Annotated in this window: 19 protein-coding genes; 9 read left to right on the forward strand and 10 right to left on the reverse strand. The window is 63.7% G+C overall.

The window, feature by feature from the left end; translation table 11 throughout:
- Positions 1-64: 64 nt before the first annotated feature.
- A complete protein-coding gene (locus tag E8L03_RS05600) occupies positions 65-961 on the reverse strand; it encodes a radical SAM protein (protein ID WP_171266794.1) in 897 nt (298 codons plus the stop codon).
- Between the two features lie 164 nt (positions 962-1,125).
- On the opposite strand from E8L03_RS05600, the gene E8L03_RS05605 reads away from it, so the two are divergent.
- On the forward strand, positions 1,126-2,271 hold the full coding sequence (locus E8L03_RS05605) for an aminotransferase class V-fold PLP-dependent enzyme (protein WP_171266795.1): 1,146 nt from the start codon (positions 1,126-1,128) through the stop codon (positions 2,269-2,271).
- Between the two features lie 221 nt (positions 2,272-2,492).
- On the opposite strand, the gene E8L03_RS05610 is transcribed toward E8L03_RS05605, so the two are convergent.
- From E8L03_RS05610 to E8L03_RS05635, 6 genes are all read right to left on the reverse strand, one after another.
- A complete protein-coding gene (locus E8L03_RS05610) occupies positions 2,493-5,672 on the reverse strand; it encodes a beta-phosphoglucomutase family hydrolase (protein WP_144305831.1) in 3,180 nt (1,059 codons plus the stop codon).
- A gap of 58 nt (positions 5,673-5,730) precedes the next feature.
- Complete coding sequence (locus tag E8L03_RS05615; protein ID WP_171266796.1) at positions 5,731-6,957, reverse strand: trehalose 6-phosphate synthase; 1,227 nt, start codon at positions 6,955-6,957, stop codon at positions 5,731-5,733.
- Between the two features lie 222 nt (positions 6,958-7,179).
- Positions 7,180-8,802 carry an ABC transporter ATP-binding protein gene (locus E8L03_RS05620; protein WP_171266797.1) on the reverse strand — a complete coding sequence of 541 codons (1,623 nt, stop codon included), beginning with the start codon at positions 8,800-8,802 and terminating at the stop codon, positions 7,180-7,182.
- A gap of 3 nt (positions 8,803-8,805) precedes the next feature.
- Positions 8,806-9,840: an ABC transporter permease gene (locus E8L03_RS05625; RefSeq protein WP_144305828.1), complete on the reverse strand. Its 1,035-nt coding sequence runs from the start codon at positions 9,838-9,840 to the stop codon at positions 8,806-8,808.
- A gap of 3 nt (positions 9,841-9,843) precedes the next feature.
- Positions 9,844-10,935 carry a microcin C ABC transporter permease YejB gene (locus tag E8L03_RS05630; protein WP_144305827.1) on the reverse strand — a complete coding sequence of 364 codons (1,092 nt, stop codon included), beginning with the start codon at positions 10,933-10,935 and terminating at the stop codon, positions 9,844-9,846.
- Between the two features lie 24 nt (positions 10,936-10,959).
- A complete protein-coding gene (locus E8L03_RS05635) occupies positions 10,960-12,783 on the reverse strand; it encodes an extracellular solute-binding protein (RefSeq protein ID WP_171266798.1) in 1,824 nt (607 codons plus the stop codon).
- A 285-nt stretch (positions 12,784-13,068) separates the two neighbouring features.
- On the opposite strand from E8L03_RS05635, the gene E8L03_RS05640 reads away from it, so the two are divergent.
- Complete coding sequence (locus E8L03_RS05640) at positions 13,069-13,482, forward strand: carboxypeptidase regulatory-like domain-containing protein (protein ID WP_144305825.1); 414 nt, start codon at positions 13,069-13,071, stop codon at positions 13,480-13,482.
- A 137-nt stretch (positions 13,483-13,619) separates the two neighbouring features.
- Here the strand turns inward: E8L03_RS05640 and E8L03_RS05645 are convergent, their stop codons facing one another.
- Positions 13,620-14,513 (reverse strand): LysR family transcriptional regulator, encoded by an 894-nt coding sequence (locus tag E8L03_RS05645; protein WP_171266799.1) that lies wholly within the window; start codon positions 14,511-14,513, stop codon positions 13,620-13,622.
- Between the two features lie 115 nt (positions 14,514-14,628).
- Between E8L03_RS05645 and E8L03_RS05650 the strand changes: the two genes are divergently transcribed.
- The 3 genes from E8L03_RS05650 to E8L03_RS05660 all read left to right on the forward strand — a co-directional run bounded on the left by E8L03_RS05650 (position 14,629) and on the right by E8L03_RS05660 (position 16,155).
- Positions 14,629-15,069: a carboxymuconolactone decarboxylase family protein gene (locus E8L03_RS05650; RefSeq protein WP_144305823.1), complete on the forward strand. Its 441-nt coding sequence runs from the start codon at positions 14,629-14,631 to the stop codon at positions 15,067-15,069.
- A gap of 4 nt (positions 15,070-15,073) precedes the next feature.
- Positions 15,074-15,601 carry a hypothetical protein gene (locus E8L03_RS05655; protein ID WP_171266800.1) on the forward strand — a complete coding sequence of 176 codons (528 nt, stop codon included), beginning with the start codon at positions 15,074-15,076 and terminating at the stop codon, positions 15,599-15,601.
- Between the two features lie 203 nt (positions 15,602-15,804).
- Positions 15,805-16,155 (forward strand): cupin domain-containing protein, encoded by a 351-nt coding sequence (locus E8L03_RS05660; protein ID WP_171266801.1) that lies wholly within the window; start codon positions 15,805-15,807, stop codon positions 16,153-16,155.
- Positions 16,156-16,318: 163 nt separating this feature from the next.
- Here the strand turns inward: E8L03_RS05660 and surE are convergent, their stop codons facing one another.
- Entirely contained in the window at positions 16,319-17,074 is a 756-nt protein-coding gene (gene surE, locus E8L03_RS05665) for a 5'/3'-nucleotidase SurE (RefSeq protein WP_171266802.1), read from the reverse strand.
- Positions 17,075-17,255: 181 nt separating this feature from the next.
- Between surE and E8L03_RS05670 the strand changes: the two genes are divergently transcribed.
- Entirely contained in the window at positions 17,256-18,407 is a 1,152-nt protein-coding gene (locus tag E8L03_RS05670) for a 3'-5' exoribonuclease YhaM family protein (RefSeq protein ID WP_171266803.1), read from the forward strand.
- The gene (gene tmk, locus E8L03_RS05675) at positions 18,383-19,027 is read left to right on the forward strand and encodes a dTMP kinase (RefSeq protein ID WP_171266804.1); all 645 of its coding nucleotides are present in this window, start codon (positions 18,383-18,385) and stop codon (positions 19,025-19,027) included. Before E8L03_RS05670 ends, tmk begins: the two co-directional genes overlap by 25 nt.
- 208 nt (positions 19,028-19,235) lie before the next feature.
- Here tmk and E8L03_RS05680 read toward each other — a convergent pair whose 3' ends face one another.
- On the reverse strand, positions 19,236-19,523 hold the full coding sequence (locus tag E8L03_RS05680; protein WP_171266805.1) for a hypothetical protein: 288 nt from the start codon (positions 19,521-19,523) through the stop codon (positions 19,236-19,238).
- Between the two features lie 197 nt (positions 19,524-19,720).
- On the opposite strand from E8L03_RS05680, the gene E8L03_RS05685 reads away from it, so the two are divergent.
- Entirely contained in the window at positions 19,721-21,451 is a 1,731-nt protein-coding gene (locus tag E8L03_RS05685; protein ID WP_171266806.1) for a phosphoenolpyruvate carboxykinase (ATP), read from the forward strand.
- Between the two features lie 139 nt (positions 21,452-21,590).
- Positions 21,591-22,319, forward strand: coding sequence for a beta/alpha barrel domain-containing protein (locus tag E8L03_RS05690; RefSeq protein ID WP_144305816.1), 729 nt, complete (start codon positions 21,591-21,593; stop codon positions 22,317-22,319).
- Positions 22,320-22,331 lie beyond the last annotated feature (12 nt).

Below are 22,331 nucleotides of genomic sequence, written 5' to 3' on the forward strand. Positions count from 1 at the left end.
CCCTCCCCCACCCTGCCCTCTCGAAGAGTCGGGCGTCGTGTACAGGCTGGCGCAGTCTCACTCTTTACTCCCGACCATAGACCTGGCGCGGGGCCAGGTGCTCCGGAAAGCTGTCGAGCAGCGCACGCCGGGCAAGGAAGCAGCAGTGGCACTCGTCCACACAGCCATCGAGCTCCACTCCGTACCTTTCCGCCAGCAGCGCCGGGCCTCCTTCAACCAGCGGCCCGCAGATGGGATGCGCGCCAGCCTCGTACTCCGCGACCAGATCCGAAAGCGGTCGCTCCCACATGTTGCCCATGCTCACGCCCTGGCAGATGTGGACGTGGCCGAACGGATCCACATGCAGCCGCTTCGGCTTCACCAGCTCCTCGTGGGTGCACGCCGTGAACTCCTGATACGGTCGTCTCGGCAGATCTTCTGTCAGCGTGTCCGCGGCCCGGCCCTTGAACATGGCGCCACCGCCGATGACCGGCGCTCCCTTGTCCTGTCCCTGTCCGGGCGCGGCTTCCACGAACGGCTTCTCAATGGCGATCGTCGAGACCGGAATCCCGAGCCGTTGCGCCGCTTCCAGCGCCCGTCTGGCCGGGCTGCGCTCTTCCCCGTAATGAAAGGCGTCGTCGCTGAGGCTGAGGCTTGATACGCCGAGCTCGGCCAACGGCTTCAGCCACAGCTCCGCATCTTCATCGGAGACCGCGCCAAAGGCGTTGGAAACGATTCCGACCTGGAACCCCCGATTCCGCGCCTGCCGGACGCCTTCGAGCAGCAACGGGTAGTACAGGGAGGGCTCGCCGCCCTCGAAGAAGATCCACTCCACCGTGCCGATCTTCTCGGCCTCGTCCAGCACGGCGCGGACCTGCGCCGCGGTCATCACACCCTTTGCCCGTGGGCTGCAGTACAGAAAGCAATGGTCGCACTCGTGGGTGCACGCATAGGTCAGTAGAATATGGATGCCTGTTACCACGAATCTCCTCCTTGCCTGCGCCGTGACCTTGCACGCTGTTGGTCCCCTCATTTTAGATACCCTGGAAACAACACAACATCATCTTCTGCCTGCTGTTGCCCGTATTCCACTCCTGGTGTAGATGGTTTTTTCCTACAACTTCTTTCCTTGATCAGGAACCCGCCATGATCCCCAATCAGCGTGCACTCTTCGACATCCCGGACGACATCGCCTACCTGAACTGCGCCTTCACCTCACCGTTGCTCAAGTCTGCGCGCGTCGCGGCCGACGCCGCCCTGGACCGCAAGGCCCATCCCTGGCAGCTGTCGGCGCCGGACTTCATCGCCTCCATGGAGACCAGCCGCGCGCTGTTCGCGCAGCTCGCCAACTGCACGTCTGACGACGTGGCCATCGTGCCGGCCGCCTCCTACGGCGTTGCCACGGCCGCGCGGAACCTGTCGCCGCTGCCCGGCGAGCGCATCCTCGTGCTGGCCGAGCAGTTCCCGTCCCACGTCTACTCCTGGCGCAATCTCGCCGCCCGCACCGGCGCCGTGGTCGAGACCATCCCTCGCCAGGAGGACCAGGACTGGACCCGCGCCATCCTGGAGGCCTTCGAGGACGGGCCGCGTGCGGCCATCGCCGCCCTGCCGCCGTCCCACTGGACCGACGGCACCCGCGTGGACCTCGTCACCATTGGCCAGCGCTGCCGCGAGTCCGGCACGGCCCTGGTCGTCGACGCCACCCAGGCCATGGGCGCCTCCATCGTGGATCTCGCCGCCATTCAGCCGGACTTCCTGGTCACGGCATCGCACAAGTGGCTGCTCGGCGCCTACGGCTACGGCTTCCTCTACGTCGCGCCGCACCGCCAGGAAGGCGAACCTCTCGAAGAGAACTACCTCTCCCGCGCCGGCAGCGAGGACTTCTCCCGGCTCGTGGACTACCAGGACGCCTACCAGCCCGGCGCCCGCCGCTTCGACATGGGCGAGGCCTCCATGTTCCAGCTCGCCCCGGTGGCCGCCGCCGGCATCACCCAGATCCTCGACTGGACCCTGCCGGCCGTTGTCGACACCCTCGCCGCCTTGACCGACCGTATCGCCGACCGCGCCCAATCCCTGGGCCTCGCCGTTGCGCCCAAAAGCGCACGCGCGCCCCACATGCTCGGCCTTGGCCTGCCCGCCGGCAAGGACACCCCCGCCCTGCTCTCCGCCCTGGCCGCCCACAAGGTTTCCGTCTCCATCCGCGGCGCCAGCGTGCGCGTAGCACCGCACCTCTACACAACAGACCAGGATATCGAGACATTCTTCGGCGTGTTGGAACGCTTTCTCGGATGAGTGCGGGGACGCTGTCCCCCACTGCCCCTGCCAGGGGAAGAGTGTTCCCCTGGACCCCTGTACTGGGTCCAGGGAGCATTGCTCCCTGGTGGGAGTTTGAGGGCAAAGCCCTCAATGGACAAAGAGCCAACCGCGCGTTGGCCCGCGCCCCTCGACGCGACGAAGGCCCGGCTTCTCTAGAGAAGCCGGGCCTTCGTGCATTCCAGATATAATGTCGACTATCAGTACCGCACTTCCTGTTCCTCACCGGGGGTGAGAATGAGCTCGGTATCCACGATGCGGACCGGGATGGAGCGGTGGCCTTTGCCTTCCACGCGCACGGCCACGCGGTCCTGGGTGATGCGGAAGCCGTACCAGGTGCTTTTCCAGAGGAGCTTGAAGGCGAGCTTGGTCCAGTGCTCCGGCAGGCTGGGGTGGATACAGATGACGTCACCGGAGAGGTCCACGCCGGCGAAGTAGCGGGTAACGGCCTCGATGGTGCCGGCCATGACGCCGCTGTGGATGCCCTCGGTGGTGGTGCCGCCCTGGGTGTCGTAGATGTCGGATTCCATGGCCTCCTTGAACCACTGCCAGGCCTGGTGGCAGCCGTGCACGTAACAGGCGATGACGGTGTGGACGATCTTGGAGAGCGTGGAGCCGTGGGAGGTGCGGGCCACGTAGTACTCGTAGTTTTTGGTGAGCAGCTCGATGGGGTCGCCGGTCGCATAGCCGAGCTGGTTGAGGATGCGGGAGACCTCATCGGGTTCCAGAAGGTAGTAGGTCATGAGCACGTCGGCCTGCTTGGCGACCTTGTAGTGGTCCGGGGAGTCCCCTTCGGCTTTGAGGATGCGGTCCATGCGGCCCACGGAGTAATAGCGCTTGCGGTAGTCGTCCCAGTCGAGCTCGTCCAGGTCCATGTAGCCCTCGAACTGGCTGATGATGCCGTCGTCGGTGATGATGACGTTCATCTTCGTGGTCATGTCGCGCCACTTGGCCACGTCCTTGTCGCTGAAGCCGGATTCTTCGAGCTTGGACATGATCTCGGGCGAGAGGATGCCGGTATCGAGCAGGGAAAGCGCCTTTTCCAGCAGCCAGACCACCATGATGTTCGTGTAGGCGTTGTCCTTGAGGCCCAGGGTGTCCGAGCCGGGGAGCTTTTCATGGAACTCGTCCGGCCCCATGATACCTTCGATGTGGTAGCGGCCCGTGTCCTTGTCGAAGTAGGCGATGGAGCCCCAAAAGCGGGCGATCTGGAGCATGACCTCGGCGCCGTACTCGGCCAGAAACTGGTTGTCGCCGCTGGAGGCGGCGTAGCGCCAGATGTTGAAGAACACGGCGATGGAGACGTGGCGCTGGCGTCTGGAGAGGTCCGGCCCCCAGTCGTCGCTCTGCGGATTGTAGTGCAGCTCCTGGGTTTCCTCGTAGCCGTCGTCGGCCGTCTGCCAGGGGTACATGGCACCTTCGTAGCCGTTCTGGCGGGCGTACTCCATGGCCGGGCCCAGACGATTGAAGCGATACATGAGCAGGGCCTGGGCGATCTCGGGGTAGTGGAGATCGTAGAACGGCATGATGTAGATCTCGTCCCAGAAGATATGGCCGCGGTAGGACTCGCCGTGCAGGCCGCGCGCCGGCATGCCAGCGTCGAGCATCTTGTTGTGGGGCGAGGCCGTGACCAGCAGGTGGTACATGTGCAGCCGGGCGACCTTCTGAGAGAAGCGATCCCCGCGGATCTGGACGTCGCACTTGTCCCAGAGCGCTTCCCAGGCGCGGGTGTGCGGCCCCAGGGCGTTGTGGAAGGAGTGGGCCTTGTCCATCCAGCGGGCGGCTTCGTCGCGCAGGGAGGAGACGCCTTCCATGATCTCGTGCAGGCTGGTGGCCAGCCCCACGAGCTTTTCCACGCGGTAGGTGCGATTTTCCTTTGCCTGGATGACCATCTCCTCGCCGATGCGCGCCATGTCCGTGACGAGCTTCTTGTCCAGCTCCAGCCGGTCGCGCTCCTCGTAGACCTGCGTCTTGGCCTGCAAAACGATCTCGTAGTTCGAGACGTTGGTGCGCATGTGCAGATAAATGGACTCGCCGTCCTCGGCAGGACCGGAGTTGACGAACTCCAGGTGGCGGGAGGCAAGCTGTCTGTAGCGGGCGACGTTGTCGTTGATGATGTTGCCGTCCAGGGAGGAACGCACGGTGATGGGCGCGTTGTAGTTGATGGGCGTGATGTCGTAATGCAGGCAGAGAAGCCCCGGCTCGGCCATGGAGGCAAGGCGACCGGTGTGGATGCGGGTGATGCGTCCCAGCTTGTCCTTGCAGACGATGGTCCGCTCCAGCACGGCGCGGCGCAGGTCCAGATTCTGGTGATAGCTCAGTATCTCCAGGGACATGGGGCTGACGTAGTCGCTGTTGCCGATCTTGAACTCGACGAGCAGCCAGTTGGGGCAGTTGACGAAGTCGTTGTTATAGATGGTGCGGCCGTGGACCTCGCTGGGCAGCTTGTTGAAGACGCCGGCGATGTACGTGCCGGGGTAGTAGTGGAAGCCGGCGGACTCGCCCTCAAAGGCGCCGCGCGTGCCCACCACGCCGTTGCCCACGGTGGTCAGGGTTTCGCGGAGCTTTTCGTCACCAGGGTCGAACCCTTCGTAGTGGAGGTTCCAGCCGTCCTCCTGCAGACCAGTGCGAAACCACTCCCGGACGTCGGCAAGGGTGATCTCGCCCAGGTCGCGCACCACGATATCCGCGCCGAACCGCTCCAGCAGCGTGCCTTCCACGCCGCGGGCCACGCCCAGCACCAGGCCGAAGTTCCCGGCCTTGCCGGCCTGCACGCCGCTGATGGCGTCTTCCACCACCACGCACTGGGCCGAGCGCAGCCCCATGTTGTGCGCCGCGGTGACGAAGATGTCTGGATTGGGCTTGCCCTGAAGCTTCAGCTCGGCCGAGACCTCGCCGTCCACGCGGGTGTCGAACATGTCCATGAGGCCGGCCTGCTCCAGGATGAGCCGGCAGTTGCGGCTGGAGGAGGCCACGCCCACGCGGATGCCCTCTTCCTTGAGCGCCTTGATGAACTGCACCGAAGTCTCGAAGACCTCAGGACCCTGCTCCTTGACGATCTCGCGGAAGAAGTCGTTCTTACGATTCCCGAGACCGCAGATGGTTTCCTTGTCGCTGGGGTCTTCGGGTGAGCCAAAGGAAAGGTCTATGCCACGCGATTGCAGAAAGCTCTTCACGCCCTGGTAGCGCGGCTTGCCGTCCACATATTTGAGGTAGTCGTCCTTGGGATCGAACGGCAGGAAGGGCTTGTCTTCTCGTTCTGCATACCTGCTCAGGAACTCGTTGAACATCTTCTCCCACGACTGTGCGTGGACCTTTGCGGTTCCAGTGATGACTCCGTCCAGGTCGAAGATGACTCCCTTGCATACTTCAGCGGTCATAAGCGCTCTTCCTCGTTTCAGCTTTCGTTATGTAGATCGAGTAATGTTCCTGTATGGTTCAGGCCAACCGACCGAGCATCGTCACAAGGATGTCGGGTTCCGGCACGACGACGCTGCGCGGGCAGATTTCCCGCACGCGCTCCGCAAGCTCCGGTTTTTTGGTGACGAACACGCCGTACGTCTCGTCCGGGTTCTTCTCCATGGCCGCCTGGAGCATGGGCAGGTCGGAAGGGGTGTCGCCGCAGACGAGGTGCGGCCCCTGCTCCATGCCGATTCCCAAGGTTTCGTCGAGGTAGCGGACCGAGTCGCCCTTGTCGAAGTCCTTGACCATGCCGCCGGCCGTCTCAAAGGTCAGGATGACCTCCACGTCCAGGCCGGTGTCCTCGATGCGCAGGTCCGCGCCTTCGGGATCGACCTTGCGGACCATGTCCTCGATCTGGTCGAGCAGAGTCTGGGACTCCTGTTCTGTGACGGAGCGGGAGATGTCCTGCCGGGCGATGGTGGTCTGGCCGAACTTGAACTGCAGGCCCGAGCCGATGAGTGTGAACTTGTTCTTCTCGGGCTTTTCCAGCAGCGCGGATATCTTTTCGTTAAAGGCGTCGAGCACGGCCTGCTTGGCGTCCTCGATGTGATAGGCGTGGCGCTTGCCGTCCAGGCCCAGGTACTCCCGGCCCTTGGATGCGGCCAGGATCATCGCGCCGGTGGGCATCACGCTCACGTCCACCACGCCGGGCGAAGCCAGCGGCGCCGAGGTGAGCAGGATCGGAAACTCGCAGGCATTCCTGGCGAAACGCGCCAGAAACACGGCATTGTACAACGATTGGATGGAGGAGCGATAGCGACCGCAGTAGTTGTTCACCGTGCCGTCGCGGTCGGTGATGAAGGCGCGGAAGCGTTTGCCCTGGAGCAGGCAGACGCCCTCCTGGACGTAGCGCTCGAAGTCGGGGTGGATAGTGCCGAGGAAGCGGACGAATGATGCCTCGTCGAGGTCGATGAACTGCAGGTCCTTGAGCAGCTCGGTCTTTTCGTAGGCCAGGTCCACGGCCACGCCCTTGCCGTCCAGGGCGAGAACCTGCCGGAGCCTGAGGGGATCGAAGCCGTCCCGGGGCATGGCCAGCAGCGTGTCCAGGGCGTTGTTCAGATCCTGGCGTCCGTTCTCCATGCCGGGCCTGCCGGCGAATATGTCCTCGGCCATGGCCTTCTTGACCTTGCGGGTCCTGGCCATGAGATCGTAAAACTCAAGCAGCGTGTAGATGGTTTCCTTGCGTATCGGTAAGCGTTCCATGCGGGTTCCTGCGTGCGTTCCCATGTGCATTGCTGGTTGCGTTTTCGAAGATTTCTTCGTCCGTCATCCAGTAGAATCCCCCCTGGGGGGAGGAGTACCGCGAGCCTACCACAATTTTGACCGCCTGTAGAGCAGGAATGCCGGAAATCCATGACGCCGGCCGTCTTCCGTTGGATTCGCAGGCCCGGAAGCCGGGAAAAAGCCGCACGGCAGCACCTCTGCTCAGTCCCTGGCCTCCCTTTCCCCGCGCGGGCGGGGCTTGAGGAACGCGGCCTCCACCAGCTCCCGCGTGTAGTCGGTCTGCGGATTGTCGAAGAGCGCCCGGGTGGGGCCGTGCTCCACGACCTGTCCGGCGCGCATGACCACCACTTCGTGACACAGCGCCTGCACCAGCTTGAGGTCGTGGGTGATGAACAGATAGGCCAACCCGCGCTCTGCCTGCAGCCGCCTGAGCAGCTCCAGCACCTGGAACTGCACCGAGCGGTCCAGCGACGAGGTAGGCTCATCCAGCACGAGCACCTCGGGGTCGAGCACCAGCCCGCGGGCGATGGCGATGCGCTGGCGCTGGCCGCCGGAGAACTCGTGGGGGTAGCGATGGCGGTCCTCGGCGTTCATGCCCACCTCCTCCAGCACCTTGACCACGCGCGCCTCCAGCTGCTCCTGGGGAACGCCCTGCACCTTCATGCCCTCCTCCACAATGGCCTCCACGGTGAGCCGCGGGGAGAGCGAGCCAAAGGGGTCCTGAAAGACCACCTGCAGCTTCCTGCGGAAGGGCCGCATCTCCTTCTGGGAGAGGCTGTCGAGCCGGGTATTGTGGAAGAGGATGGGACCGTCCGAGCTGTTGAGCCGCAGCAGGGCCTGGCCCAGGGTTGTCTTGCCGGAGCCGGATTCGCCCACCAGGCCCAGGGAAAGCCCCTTCTTCACGTCAATGCTCACGCCGTCCACGGCCTTGATGTTGCCCACGGTCTTCTTGAGCACGCCCTTCTTGATGGGGAACCAGACCTTGAGATCGTCGCAGGAGAGCACGGTCTCCACGTGTCCCTGCGGCGGCTCGGGCGGCTCCCCGGTCTCCGTGGACATGAGCATTCTAGTGTACTCGCGTTCCGGGTGCTCGAAGATCTGCTCCCTGCTCCCGTGCTCCACGATCTCGCCGTGGCGCATCACGCTGACCCGCTCGGCCCAGCGCCGGACAATGGACAGGTCGTGGGTGATGAGCAGCATGGTCATGCCCATTTCGCGACGCAGCCGCTCCAAAAGCTCCATGACCTTGCGCTGCACCGTGACGTCCAGGGCCGTGGTCGGCTCGTCGGCGATGAGCAGCTCCGGCTCGTTGGCCACGGCCATGGCGATCATCACGCGCTGGCGCTGGCCGCCGGAGAGCTGGTGGGGATAAGAGGAAAGGCGCTCCTCGGGCTCGCGGATGCCCACGTGGTCCAGCAGCTCGATGATCCGCTTGCGCGCCGCATTGCCGGACATGCCGTTGTGCAGCTTGAGCACCTCGCCTATCTGGCGCTCCACGGTGTGCAGCGGGTTGAGCGAGCTCATGGGCTCCTGAAAGACCACGCCCACCTTGTTGCCGCGGATGTGCCGCAGTGTCGCGTCGGACGCGGTGAGCATCTCCTGGTCCTCGAAAAGGATGCGGCCCGTGGGATAGCGCACGCTGCGCGGGTTCAGAAGCCGGAGGATGGACAGCGCGGTAACGGACTTGCCCGAGCCGGACTCGCCGACCAGGGCGTGGGTTGTGCCCCGCTCCACCTCGATGGACACGCCCTTCACCGCCTCCACGGTGCTCTGACCGCTGATGAAGGAGACCTTGAGGTCCTCTATGGTCACGATGGGCGCCATCAATCAGCCTCCCATGGCCTCGTGTCTGGGGTCCAGGGCGTCGCGAAGCCCCTCGCCGATGAACACGAGCAGCGAGAGCATCACAGCCAAAGTCATAAAAGCGGTGATGCCGATCCACGGCGCCTGCAGGTTCGCCTTGCCCTGGGAGAGCAGCTCGCCCAGGCTCGGCGAGCCGATGGGCAGGCCAAAGCCCAGAAAGTCCAGCGAGGTCAGCGCGGTGATGGCGCCGCTGAGGATGAACGGCAGGAACGTCACGGTGGAGACCATGGCGTTGGGCAGGATGTGCTTGAACATGATCGCCCTGTCCGAAAGCCCCAAGGCCCGCGCCGCCACGACATACTCCAGGTTGCGGCCGCGCAGGAACTCGGCGCGCACCAGGTCCACCAGCGTCATCCAGCTGAACAGCAGCATGATGCCCAGGAGCCACCAGAAGTTGGGCTGCACGAAGCTGGAGAGGATGATGAGCAGGAAGAGCACGGGCAGGCCCTGCCATATCTCCATGAAGCGCTGGCCCAGGATGTCCACCCATCCGCCGTAGTAGCCCTGCAACGCGCCCACGATGACGCCCACGATAGAGCTGAAGAAGGTGAGCACCAGGCCGAAGAGCACGGAAATGCGGAAGCCGTAGATAACCCGCGCCAGGATGTCCCGGCCCTGGTCGTCCGTGCCCAGAAGGTTCTCACTGGAGGGCGGGCTGGGCGCCGGCTGCGGCAGGTCGTAGTTGATTGTCTTGTAGTTGTACGGAATCAGCGGCCAGACCATCCAGCCGTCCGCCTCGATGAGCTCCTGCACGTAGGGGTCGCGGTAGTCGGCCTCGGTGGGGAACGTGCCGCCGAATTCCGTCTCCGGGTAGGTCTGAAGGATGGGCGCGTAGAACTCACCCTTGAAGCGTATGAGCAAAGGCTTGTCGTTGGCCACGAACTCCGCGCAGAGGCTTATGATGAACAGCGCCAGAAACAGCCACAGGCAGATGTAGCCCCGGCGATTGGCCTTGAATATCCGCCAGCGCCTGAGGTTGATGGGAGAAAGAATGGCCACGCCCTACTTCCCCCTGGCCTCGAAGTCGATCCGCGGGTCCACGAGCGTGTACGTAAGATCGCTGATGAGCTTGATGACCAGCCCGATGAGGCTGAAGATGTAAAGCGAGCCGAAGAGTACGGGATAGTCGCGCTGCAGCGTGGACTCGAAGCCCAGCAGTCCCAGGCCGTTCAGCGAGAAGATGACCTCGATGATCAGCGAGCCCGCGAAGAAGAGCGAGATGAACGCCGCCGGGAAGCCGGCGATGATGATCAGCATGGCGTTGCGGAACACGTGGCCGTACAGGATCTTGCGCTCCGTGAGCCCCTTGGCCCGCGCCGTGACCACATAGAGCTTGTTGATCTCGTCCAGGAACGAATTCTTGGTGAGCATGGTCAGGGTGGCGAAGCCGCCGATGGACAACGCCGTGACCGGCAGCACCATGTGCCACAAATAGTCCAGCACCTGCCACACCAGGGAGAGGTCATCCCAGTTGGTGGAAACCAGCCCCCGCAGCGGAAATATCTTGAAGTAGCTGCCGCCGGCAAAGAGCACCACGAGCAGGATGGCGAAGAGGAATCCCGGAATGGCGTAGCCCACCACCACGGCGAAGCTCGTCCAGATGTCGAACTTGGAGCCGTGGCGCACGGCCTTGGATATGCCCAGTGGTATGGAGATGAGATAGATGATCAGCGTGGACCAGAGCCCCAGGGAGATGGACACCGGCAATCGCTCGATGATCAGCTGGGTCACGGGTCGGCCGCGGAAGAAGCTCTCCCCGAAATCGAACCGCGCGTAGTTGCCCAGCATCATCAGGTAGCGCTTCCACAGCGGCTTGTCGAAGCCGTAGAGCTTCTTGATGTCTTTGATCAGCTCCGGGTCGAGCCCCTGGGCACCGCGGTAGGTGGAGTCGCCAGAGGATGGGGCGCTCACCTCGCCTCCGCCGGACCCTGCCCCCACGCGGGAGAGCGCGCCGACCTCGGTCTTTTCCAGCCGGGTGATCATCTGTTCCACCGGCCCGCCCGGCGCGGCCTGGATGATGAGGAAGTTCACGGTCATGATCCCGATAAGCGTGGGAATCATGAACAGAAGGCGGCGTATGATGTAAGAAGTCATGGCAAAGGCGTGTGGTGGTTCCGGCTACTTGCCCCTGGCCGCGCGGATGGTCTCGGCGCGTTCCGGATCGATCCACCACGCCCACAGATCAAGACCATACGGCGGGATGGTCTCCGGCCTGGTCAGGAGGTCCCAGTACGCCAGGCGGTAGTAGCCCGTGTGCCATTGCGGCACCACGTAGTGACCCCACAGCAGCACCCGGTCCATGGCTCGGCACGCGGTAATCAGCTCCCCGCGGCTCTTGGAGTTGATAATCGTGTCGATGAGCGAGTCCACGGCCTCGCTCTTCACGCCCATGAAGTTGTATGTGCCCGGCGTATCCGCCGCTTCCGAAGAAAAGTAGTAGCGTTGCTCGTTGCCCGGCGAGTTGGACTGTCCCAGGGGAAAGGTGATCATGTCGAAATCAAAGGCGGTGATCCGGTTGATGTACTGCGAATCGTCCACCAGCCGCGGCGTGACCTTCACCCCGATGCGCTCCAGGTTGCGGATGTAGGGAAGGACAATACGCTCGAAGGCCGGGTCGCGGATCATCAGCTCGAAGGCCAGGGGCTTGCCGTCCTTGGTCTGCACGCCGTTCTGCAGGGTGTATCCGGCCTCAGCCAACAGCTCCAGCGCCTTGCGCAGATTCGCGCGGTTGTTGCCGCTGCCATCGGTTTTGGGCGCCTGGTACTCCGTGGTGAAGACTTCGGGCGGCACCTGGTCGCGAAATGGCTCCAGCAGCTTCAGCTCGTCCTCGGACGGCAGGCCGAAGGATGCCAGCTCCGAGTTGGAGAAATAGCTCTCGGTGCGCACGTACTGGCCGTAAAAGAGATTCTTGTTGGTCCACTCGAAGTCGAAGGCGAAATCCATGGCGTAGCGCACCCGCGGGTCCTTGAACATGTCGCGCCGCGTGTTCATGATAAAGGCCTGCATGCCGCCCGGGATGGAGTTCTGAATCTCCTCCAGCTGGATGAAGCCCTTGTCGAAAGGCGGGCCGTTGTACGCCGTGGCCCACTCCTTGGCGATGCGCTCCTGCCGGTAGTCGAACTCCCCGGCCTTGAACGCCTCGATGGCCACGGTGTCGTCGCGGTAGTAGTCGTAGCGCACCGTGCCGAAGTTGTTCCGGCCCTTGTTCACGGGCAGGTCCTTGCCCCAGTAGTCGTCCCGCAGCGTATAGGCGACGTAGCTTCCGGTCTTGTATTCGGAGAGCTTGTATGGCCCGCTGCCGATGGGCACGTCCAGGTTCACGGCGCTGAAGTCCTTGCCCTCCCAATAGTGCTTGGGCAGCACGGGAAGCTCGCTCACGATGAGCGGCAGCTCCGGGTTCTGGCCGTTGACGAAGTCGAAGCGCACGGTGTGCTGATCCACGGCCGTCACGGCCTTCACGTCGGCGTAATACCGTTTGTAGAGCGGGCTGCCCTTTTCCGTCAGTGCGTGGAAGGTGAAGACCACGTCGTCGGCCGTCACGGGCTCGCCGTCGGAGAACGTTGCCTCGGGGTGCAGATAGAAGGTGATGGCGGTGTTGTCCGGCGCGATCTCCGCGGATTCGGCAAGCAATCCGTATGCGGTGAAGGGCTCGTCGTTCGATTTGGTCATCAGCGTATCGTAGATCAGGCCTGCGCCGCTGGCCGGGATGCCCTTGAGGATGAACGGATTGAAGTTGTCGTAGGAGCCGATGGCGCCGAAGCGGGCCAGACCGCCCTTGGGCGCATCAGGGTTCACATAGTCGAAGTGCGTAAAGTCCGGGCCGTACTTGGGCGTATCGTGTAATGCCAGGGCGTGGACGCGCTCGGCATGCGCAGGGCCGGAGGCCGAGAGGGAGAGAACGAGGACAAGCGCCGGTATGATGCACCTGAATGCGAACTTCATGGAGCTTCCTTGCTGAGAGGTGACGGGTACCCGGGGCCACGCATCTCAAAAAGCGCATAGCCCTGCCGTTTTCAATGCAAAATCAACAAATTCTGTTTGTAGCCGAATATGGCGCCCGCAGGCAAGACGAACTGCTCGCGACCGCCTCTCCTTCGGGTATTTATTCCTGCTCTGTTCGTTTCTGCTTTACTAAAAGATTACATTTTGTTAGGAAATCTATACTGGCTATCAGACCATCGTTCCGCATAGACGAGGACCGTGGTGCATCCCAACCAGGAGGACGACATGATTGCGACCCGGTGGCTCCAATCGACAGCGGTCATCCTCGCGCCGGTCTTTCTCGTGGCGCTTCTCGCCTCTCTGCCTGCTCTCGCCGTGAGCCTGGAAACCAGCGTACAGGGCAGCGCGCCTTACGTCACCGGTGGCTTTGGCAAGGACGAACGCATGGCCATGACCCGCACCCTGCCGGACTACAACCTGAAGCTCGAGTTCGCCGAGGGCGGCCGCGCCTACGTGGCCGGCGCCGTGGTGCACATCGAGGGCCAGGGCGTGGTCATCGACACCCCGGTGAACGGCCCCTGGCTTCTGGCCAAGCTGCCAGCCGGTTCCTATGCGGTCACGGCATCCCTCAACGGGATACAGAAAAGCCAGACCTTCCGTGTGGACGGCGGCGTGACACGCGCCGTCTTCCGCTGGTAACGCCGCATCTTTGGGCATGGTCCGATTCCCCGCGCATTGCGCCGGGGCCTCTTGGAGTCCGTCCGTAATCCTCGCTTTTCTGCGTCCGTTCTTCCGGCCGCCCGGTATATCCCCTATGCCGGCGTAGCGTAACCGCATCACTCGGCCCAACCCGCTTCCTTGCCCACCACGTCTAAAAACGCGTGCAGCGCGGCGGCGTCGTCCGTCTTGCGCCACACGGCCCATATCTCCATAAGCGGCAGCGGCCCCTCCACGCTCCGCGTCACCAGCTCCGGCCGCATCTGGGCCGTGCCGTGCGGCAGCAGTGAGATGCCCATGCCGGCCGCCACCAGCGCCGCCGTGGTCATCTTGCCCAGGGTTTCTTGAACAATACGCGGGGTGAAGCCCACCTTGCGGCAGGCGTCCATGATCGAGTCATAGAGCTTGGGCCCGGACTCCCGCGGAAAGATGATCCACGGCTCGTCTGCCAGCTCGGCCAGATGGACCGGCCCGGCTCCCGTGGCCAGACGGTGCGAACGCGGCAGCGCCAGCACATACTCCTCTTGCAGAAAAAGCCGGCGCTCCAAGGCCAGCGGCTTCTCGTCAAAAAGCCGAACAAAGCCCACATCGAGCCGGCCGTCCTGAACCTCCTCCAGCTGGCTGATGGTGCTGAGCTGGCGCAGGGTGAGCTCCACGTCCGGGTTGGACTCCCGGTAGGCGCGCACCGCATCCGGCAGGCGGCTGTCCATGGCCGGGCCCACAAAGCCCACGCCCAGCGTGCCGCGCCGGCCCGAGGCCATGGCCTTGAGATGCTCCTCTGCCGCGGCGACCCGAGCGAGAATGTCCGTGGCGCGCTCGTACAGTGCCTCCCCGGCCCGCGTCAGCGAGACCTTGCGGCTGGTACGGTCGAACAACCGCACCCCAAGCTCGTCCTCCAGCTTCCGGATCTGCTGGCTCAAGGGTGGCTGGGCGATGTGCACGCGGTCTGCAGCGCGGCCGAAGTGCCCTTCCTCGGCAACGGCCACAAAGTAGGTGAGCTGGCGAACATCCATAGGGTTGATACCTACAAGATATCAATCGCCGTGTAAATATATATTGGACATATGGAGTACCCGGTTCCATTCTCCAGTTGTGGAGAAATGCAACCTTTTGCCATGGAGGAACGCCATGAACCGTAATCCCGACACAACACCCGTACCTCGCGCCAACGGCCACAAAGGGCCTGAAAACCCGTCCGAACGGTACACCCGCGGGCTCGAAAACCTGGGCCGCGTCGACGGCCACGGCGGCGGGGACGTGCTTGCCGCGGTGGAGGCCATCAGCCCGGACCTGGCCCAGTATCTCGTGGAGTTTCCGTTCGGCGACGTGTACGCCCGCCCCGGTCTGGGCCTGCGCGAACGAGAGGTTTCCGCCATCACCGCGCTGGCCACCCAGTCCGCCTGGCCGCAGTTCAAGGTCCATGTCCGCGCCGGCCTGCGCGCCGGGCTCACGCGCAACGAGATCCTTGAGATCGTCATCCAGACCGCCGTCTACTGCGGCTTCCCCACGGCCCTCAACGCCCTGTTCGCAACCGGCGAGGTCTTCGCCGATATGGAAGACGGAGAGTAACGCCATGCTGCAGCTCTTTACAGAACGACAACGAAGTCCCCGCGTGCGGCGTCCGGGACTCGCGACCATCACGGCCGTGGTCCTCGTGCTCGCACTGTTCAGCGCCGCCTGGAGCGCCGAACCGGCAGACGCCGCCGGCGCTTCTCCGGCTTCCGGATCACAACCGGCCATGCGCACCCTGGCCAGCGGCCTGAACACTCCCGGCTCCATTGTCCAGGGACCGCGCGGCAACCGCTACGTGGCCGTGCACGGGGCCATCCTCATGCTCACGCCGGACGGCAACACCGTGGAAATAGCTCGCGGCCTGCCCTCCCCCCTCGTGCTTTCCCACGCCCCGGACAACAGCCTCTACGCCGCCTCGCCCACCACCGGCGCCGTCTACCGCTTTGCTCCCAATGGCGCCTGGTCTGTCGTGGCCCGCAACCTCGATACCCCCGCAGGCATCGCCGTGGACCGCGACGGCAACTGCACCATCAGCCTCGCCGGCAGCGGCGAGGTGGTCACGCTGATGCGATGCGAGAGGGAAGAATAGCTTGCTCCGAGGGCTTTGCCCTCGGGCTCCCACCAGGGAGCTAAGCTCCCTGGACCCATATCTGGGGTCCGGGAGTCATTTATACCTGTTCTGACGGGGCCAATGGCCCATTGATCCATTTGGTAACGATTTTGAGTATTATCTGGTCGCCTGAGCCTTTCACTGCAAGGTCGCTCGTATGAGCTTACTTAAGGAGCATTGCCATGAACGATCTGTTGCCGAAGATGATCACAGGGTTGCCGGAGATCGACATGCCGGTCGATTCCATCACAGGGCATTTGATCCAGGGAGAAACGACCCAGTCCATATTCTTCCTGGTCAAGGCTGGTACGCACCTGCCGGAGCACTCCCATGAAGCGCAGTGGGGTATTGTTATTGAAGGAACATTTGAGATCACCCTCGGTGACGAAAAAACAGTCTACACCAAGGGGCAGACCTATTTCGTGCCGGCGGGAACTCTCCACGCAGGCTACTACGTGACCGACGTCATTTCCTTCGATGTCTTCGACACCCCGGATAAGTTCGAAATGAAGTCTACGAAGAAGACCGCGTAATCGGATCAATTGCCCTCGGGCTGGGCGAGGCACAGTCCGAGGCTGAAAAGGCTACTGCGGGGCGCTGCCCCTCAGGCCCCCCGCCAGGGAGCTAAGCTCCCTGGACCCATATCTGGGGGCCAGGGGAACAATGTTCCCCTGGCCGCCGGAGGCTTTGCTTTTCCTACCCCAGCGATCCGCCCAGGCTTGTAATGAGCTCATAATCGGTGAAGTCGAAGCGCAGGGGCGTGAGAGTGACGTGTCCGGCCGTGAGCAGAGCGCGGTCGGTATCGGCCGAGACCTTTTCCGGCGGAATGACGCCGGTGAGCCAGTAGTACGGCCGGCCGCGGGGGTCCTTGCGCTCGTCGTACCAGTCTTCCCACATGGCGCTGGTGTGGCGGCAAATCCTGAGCTCCTTGCACTCGGCCATGGGCCTGGGCGGGAAGTTCAGATTGAGCACGCACTTGTGGGGCAGATCGCCCAGGGGCAGGCGCTCGGCCATGTCGACCACGTAGCGGCCGTGTTCGTCGGTGAGGCCGGCGTGGTTGAAATCGTCGTAGGAGACGGCCAGGGCCGGGAAGCCCATGAAGGCGCCTTCGGTGGCGGCGGAGACCGTGCCCGAGTACAAGAGGTCCACGCCCACGTTGGCCCCGGCGTTGATGCCGGAGACAACGAGGTCCGGCTTGTCGGGCAACAGGGCCGAGAGCGCGAGCTTCACGCAGTCCACGGGCGTGCCATACACACCGTGGCCGCGGAAGCCGTTTTCCTTGAACTCCTTGACGCGCAGGGGCATGGCGATGGTCACGGCGTGTCCCACGGCGGATTGCTCCGTCACCGGGGCCACGCAGTGGACCTCATGGCCGGCCTCCTTGAAGACCTTGAAAAGAACGCGCAGACCGTGCGCCTGAATGCCGTCGTCGTTGGTGAGCAGAATACGCATGCGTGTATGCTCCGAAGTAAGGCTGTGGATTGACAGAACGGGTCCGATAGGTTCACCTTGTCAGCTCTCGGACCGCGGAAATCCCATACGAGCGGGAACGGTATACGATCCACCCGCCTCGGGCAAGATTCCGCCTGTAACATACATCCCATTCTGTTGCATCGGAGTGACGCGCCGACTCATGGAAGCTTCTCGGAAGGTGGAGCCAATTCCCCAGCATATCAAACGGCAGTTCGTCCGCGACTTGCAGTCCGGCGACGCCGTTTCGGATATTTTCGCCATCGCCTCGGCCCGTAGCGGCACGGCGAAGAACGGACCGTTCTGGACTCTACAGCTCATGGACGCCACAGGCACGGTGGAGACCAAGATCTGGAGCCCGCTCAGCCAGCAGTTCCCGGCCATCGAGTGCGGCCGCCTCGTCTTTGTGGAGGCACGGGCCAGCATGTACCGGGACTCGATACAGCTCACCCTGGACCGCCTCGCTTATGTCCACCCGGTGGTGGACGACGAGGACGAGCCCGTGGACGTGGAAAACGGGGACCTCGCCCTGCGCGTGGATCTCTCGGAGTACATGCCCTCGGCGCCGCAGAAGCCCGAGGACATGATGCACAGGCTGGAAGAGCTCTGCCGCCAGAACCTGCACTACCCGCCGTGGCGGCGGCTGATGAAGCGGATTCTGGGCGACCCGGAGATCCGCACCCGCTTCATGTACTCGCCCGGCGCCAAGGCCATGCACCACGCCTACCTGGGCGGCCTGATGGAGCACACGCTCTCGGTCTGCGGGCTGTGCGTGAAGTTCGCGGAGCAATACCCGCACCTGGACCGCGAGATACTCTTTGCCGCGGCCACCCTGCACGACCTGGGCAAGGCCTGGGAGCTGTCCGGCGGATTCGCCAACGACTACACCGACGCCGGCCGGCTCATGGGCCATATCCAGATCGGCCTGGAGAGAATCGCGCCGTTCCTGGAGGACTCCGGCCTGCCGGACCATCTCGTTCTTCACCTCAAGCACATCATACTGTCGCACCACGGCGAGTATGAGTACGGTTCGCCCAAGCGGCCCAAGACCGCCGAGGCCTTTGCCCTGCACTACGCCGACAACCTGGACGCCAAGATGAACCAGGTGGCGAACGCCCTCGCCCCTGTGGAGGACGAAGCCATGGCCGCCCAGGAAAACGGCGGCGACCCCATCGAGGCAACCGGCTGGTCCGCGTTCCAGCGCGGGCTGGACCGTTTCCTCTTCAAGCCCCGGTCCACGCCGGGCGCCTCCATCTCCGGGAACCGGGAGAAGGCGAACAAGGAAAATCAATGTTCATTACCTTTGAAGGGATAGAAGGCTCGGGCAAGTCGTCGGTCATCGTGCATCTGGCCGAGGTGCTGATGGAAAAAGGGTATGGCGTGACCACCACGCGCGAACCGGGCGGCTCCCGCCTGGGCCGGACCCTGCGCAAGATTCTGCTGGATATCTCCTCCACGGACCTGACCAGCGAGGCCGAGCTGTTCCTCTACCTGGCCGACCGCGCCCAGCACATCCACCACGTGATCCGCCCGGCCCTGCAGGACGACCTCGTAGTGCTCTGCGACCGCTTTGCCGACTCCACCGTGGTCTATCAGGGTTACGGACGGGGGCTGGACCCCAAGAAGCTGCACGAGTTCAACGACGTGGCCGTGCAGGGGCTCTGGCCGGACCTGACCCTGCTCTTCGACCTGGAACCCGAGGTGGGGCTGAAGCGCGCCTTCACCCGCAACGTGGCCGAGAAAAAGACCGCGACCGAGGGCCGGTTCGAGGCCGAGTCCCTGGAGTTCCACAAGCGCGTGCGCGAGGGCTATCTGACCTGGGCGGCCATCAACAAGGACCGCTACCGCACCGTCAATGCCATGCTCCCCCTGCCCGAGGTGTGCAAGGAGGCCGAGCGCATCGTGCTGGAAGAGTTGGAAAAGCGGAAGAAGTAAGACTTGCGGGGGGCGCGGCCCCTCGAACTCCCCGTCAGGGAACTAAGTTCCCTGAACCCTAGAATTTTGGGTCCACAATTCTCCAGGATAGGAGAATTGGGCCGGTGAACAACGCGAACCGATCGCGAAGCGACGAGCCCCAGGACGGGGCGAGTCAGGGGAGCAATGTTCCCCTGGCCGCCGGAGGCATGGCCGTTTGCTGTGCCTTTTACACATCCTCCGGCTTCTTCACCGGCCTCCGCACCACCACGTCGTCCTGGCCGGTCTCGCCCTGTTCGTCGAAAATCTTCGTAAGCGCCTTGGAAAGCTTGTTGCGACTCCTGGCCCTGGCCTTGTCCTGGGGGCGCACGCCCTGGCGCCGCGCCGTTCTGTTGCGCGCCTTGATCGCATCGGCCAGGCCGGCGATGGCCTGCCCATATTCGAACGCGTTGTCTTCGGGACGAGCGAAGCCGCCGGTCCTTGACGCTGAGCTTTCGGACTGTTCCTCACACTGCATTGTTGCAGAACAATTTCCTTTGCCCTCGGCTTCGGACTGCGGGTCATATGCAAGAAGATCAGTGGGACGTTTCATGACTTTTATCTCTAACACCGAGGGTTTTCCGCGGAAAGGTGTAAAATTACGAAAAATGTATACTGGCCTTTCGGCGTCATACGCGATATTGGCCCCCAAAAGCCTGAGGGAGCCTATACATTATGGCAAGCAAATCGACGTACGAGTTTTATAAGGACGATCTGAAGAGCATCCCCCCGACTCGCGCCATGGCGGAAACGCTGGCCTGCGATCCACGCGTGCGCACCGTGTCCGCCGCCGACGCCTACGAGCTGGCCAGACGCCAGAAGGACGTCATCGAGACGGACATGCCCATCTACCCGCCGGCGGCAAAGCGGCTCGGCCTGCCCGGCGGCGCCACCGTGCTGAACAACGTGCACGGCCGCATCGTGGGCCGCACGGCCCAGGCCCGGCGGTTCTTCAACCGCATGCCCGGCTCAGAGAAGCGCAAGGTGCTGGGCGACGTGCGCGAGGCTCTGGTGGGTCTGCGCGAACGCCCCTGCATCAAGGCCCACGCCATTGTCGGACTCGATTCCGAGATGATGATCAAGGCCACCATCGTGGCCTCCGAGGACGACGCCATCAACGTCTTCAACTGGCTGGTCAACTTCACCCCGTACGAGGAGCTGGCACAGGAGTACGAGGCGAGCGCGGTCCTGCCGGTGCCGGACATCATCGTGGTGGGCGACAACCGCTGGACCATCCGCGATCCCTACTACCACGATGAAGGCGGCGCCCAGCTTGCGCTGGTGGATGAAGAAGCCAACGTCATGTTCAACTTCGGCATGCGATACTTTGGCGAGCGCAAGAAGGGCACGCTCACCCTGGCCTGGACCTCGGGCATGCGCCTGGGCTGGGCCGCCTGCCACGGCGGCATCAAGGAGTTCGACTTCTCCGGCTGCGCCAACCAGCACAAGTCCATCGGCAAGCGTTCCATCGCCTTCTTCGGCCTGTCCGGCACAGGCAAGAGCTCCCACACCAACGCCGCGGACAACGACGGCACCCTGCCCGAGGGCGTGAACAAGGTGGTGCTGCACGACGACGCCTTCCAGATCGACCGCGAGGCCAGGGTCTGCCGCGTCTGGGAGCCCACGCTGTTCGACAAGACCGACTCCCGGCCCCTGGGCCACCCGGACTGGGAGTACTGCATCTCGGTGATGAACCACGGCGTCATCAACGTGGAGGGCAAGGTGCTGCCCCTGGGGCAGGACCTGCGCAACCCTAACGGCCGCGCCCTGTTCGACCGCGACCTGCTGGGCAAGTACGTGAACCGCTGCCGCTTCCCGGACCTGGTCTGCTGGCTGACCAAGGACACCACCCTGCCGCCCATCCTGCGCTTCGACAACCACGAGCTGGCCGTGGCCATGGGCGCCAGCCTGATGACCCGCCGCAACCACGCCGAGAACGTCTCCGAGGAGGAGCTCAAGAAGCTCGTCTTCATCCCCTTTGCCAACCCCTTCCGCGTCTACCCCCTGTGGAAGGACGTGGCCGCGTTCCTGGATGTGATGGAGCACGGCGCGCAATGCTTCTGCTTCAACTCCGTGGGCTTCTGGAAGCACTCGGACTCCGACCTGGCCCCCATCCCGCTGAAAACGTCGCTCACCCTGCAGTCCGCAATCCTTTTGAACCAGCTTGAGTGGCGCGACTGGGACCTGCTGTCCGGTGCGCAGATTCCCACGGCCGAGTCGGTGGACGCCCTGCTGCCCGGCTTTGCCGAGATGTACAATCCGGACTCCGTGGAGGCGCGCGAGTCGTACATCAGCACGCTGACGGACCGCTTTGCCCAACGCCGGCGGTACCTGGAGCTGTCGGACCTCAACGAGTCCCCGGAGCTGCTCGTGCGGCTGGTGAAGGCACTGAAGATTACGGCCTAGGCATTGTCAAATTCTCCAGAGGCGGGGATTTATTGACATCTGCCCGAACTCTACCCTAAACAGGGACAGTCGATTGTGCGCCCGTGCTCTCGCGCTTTTTGGGGTGCGCGGCGAAGCTGTCTCACTGTGAACATACGAAATGACAGATCCACGCACCCTACTCGCCGCGATTCTTCAGGACGCCTACACCGCGGGCTACGCCGCCCCGGCTTTCGCAATCCGCAACACAGAGGACGGCCTCGCGGCCATCCAGGCAGCCGTGGCCGATGGCGCGCCCCTGGCCCTGGTGCTCAACATCGCCGACTTCCCGGCCGAACGCTGGAGCGACGTCTGCGCACAGCTCAATGAGTCCGCCCACGCCGCCTACGGCCAGGACTTCGCTCTGGTCCTGGTGCTGGAGGGTCTGGCCGACCCGGCACAGGCAAAACAGGCTGCCGAGGCCGGCTTCGCCATGTGCTTTGCCACCGCATCCGGCGATACGTCCGCCGCGATCGTCGAGGCCGGCATGATGGCCCTGCGTGAGCTTCCGCTGGGGGCCGCGGACAGGAGCCTGCCCGCGCCCAACGAGGTGCTGGCCGTCGATACCGGCTCCATGCCCGAGCTGCACGACCTGGTGCGCGTCACCTCGGTGCTGCCCGGCGTCTTCCTCACCCTGCGGCCCGGACAGAGTCTGCTGGAGCAGGCCGAGGAGCCCGCGGACGCTACCTTTTTCCCCGGCAGGGAGCATCCCCTGCGCGCCGCCGTGCGCACCGGGGTATGTCTCGTACTATTCGATACGGACGGCGGCCCGACCCCTGCGCAGGTGGAGGAGGCCGTGCGCCTCACTGCCTCCCAGGGCGCCGCCCGCTTCATGGAACATTCCTCTTAATCCCAAGGGAGT

This window comes from Oceanidesulfovibrio marinus, from assembly GCF_013085545.1.
Lineage (GTDB): Bacteria > Desulfobacterota > Desulfovibrionia > Desulfovibrionales > Desulfovibrionaceae > Oceanidesulfovibrio > Oceanidesulfovibrio marinus.

Coding starts and splice junctions, on each gene's coding strand:
- E8L03_RS05670 (WP_171266803.1), top strand. CDS start 17,256: ATGGAAGCTTCTCGGAAGGTGGAGCCAATTCCCCAGCATATCAAACGG.
- E8L03_RS05690 (WP_144305816.1), top strand. CDS start 21,591: ATGACAGATCCACGCACCCTACTCGCCGCGATTCTTCAGGACGCCTAC.
- E8L03_RS05685 (WP_171266806.1), top strand. CDS start 19,721: ATGGCAAGCAAATCGACGTACGAGTTTTATAAGGACGATCTGAAGAGC.
- E8L03_RS05640 (WP_144305825.1), top strand. CDS start 13,069: ATGATTGCGACCCGGTGGCTCCAATCGACAGCGGTCATCCTCGCGCCG.
- E8L03_RS05635 (WP_171266798.1), bottom strand. CDS start 12,783: ATGAAGTTCGCATTCAGGTGCATCATACCGGCGCTTGTCCTCGTTCTC.
- E8L03_RS05655 (WP_171266800.1), top strand. CDS start 15,074: ATGCTGCAGCTCTTTACAGAACGACAACGAAGTCCCCGCGTGCGGCGT.
- E8L03_RS05680 (WP_171266805.1), bottom strand. CDS start 19,523: ATGCAGTGTGAGGAACAGTCCGAAAGCTCAGCGTCAAGGACCGGCGGC.
- E8L03_RS05620 (WP_171266797.1), bottom strand. CDS start 8,802: ATGGCGCCCATCGTGACCATAGAGGACCTCAAGGTCTCCTTCATCAGC.
- E8L03_RS05650 (WP_144305823.1), top strand. CDS start 14,629: ATGAACCGTAATCCCGACACAACACCCGTACCTCGCGCCAACGGCCAC.
- E8L03_RS05610 (WP_144305831.1), bottom strand. CDS start 5,672: ATGACCGCTGAAGTATGCAAGGGAGTCATCTTCGACCTGGACGGAGTC.
- surE (WP_171266802.1), bottom strand. CDS start 17,074: ATGCGTATTCTGCTCACCAACGACGACGGCATTCAGGCGCACGGTCTG.
- tmk (WP_171266804.1), top strand. CDS start 18,383: ATGTTCATTACCTTTGAAGGGATAGAAGGCTCGGGCAAGTCGTCGGTC.
- E8L03_RS05630 (WP_144305827.1), bottom strand. CDS start 10,935: ATGACTTCTTACATCATACGCCGCCTTCTGTTCATGATTCCCACGCTT.
- E8L03_RS05645 (WP_171266799.1), bottom strand. CDS start 14,513: ATGGATGTTCGCCAGCTCACCTACTTTGTGGCCGTTGCCGAGGAAGGG.
- E8L03_RS05615 (WP_171266796.1), bottom strand. CDS start 6,957: ATGGAACGCTTACCGATACGCAAGGAAACCATCTACACGCTGCTTGAG.
- E8L03_RS05605 (WP_171266795.1), top strand. CDS start 1,126: ATGATCCCCAATCAGCGTGCACTCTTCGACATCCCGGACGACATCGCC.
- E8L03_RS05660 (WP_171266801.1), top strand. CDS start 15,805: ATGAACGATCTGTTGCCGAAGATGATCACAGGGTTGCCGGAGATCGAC.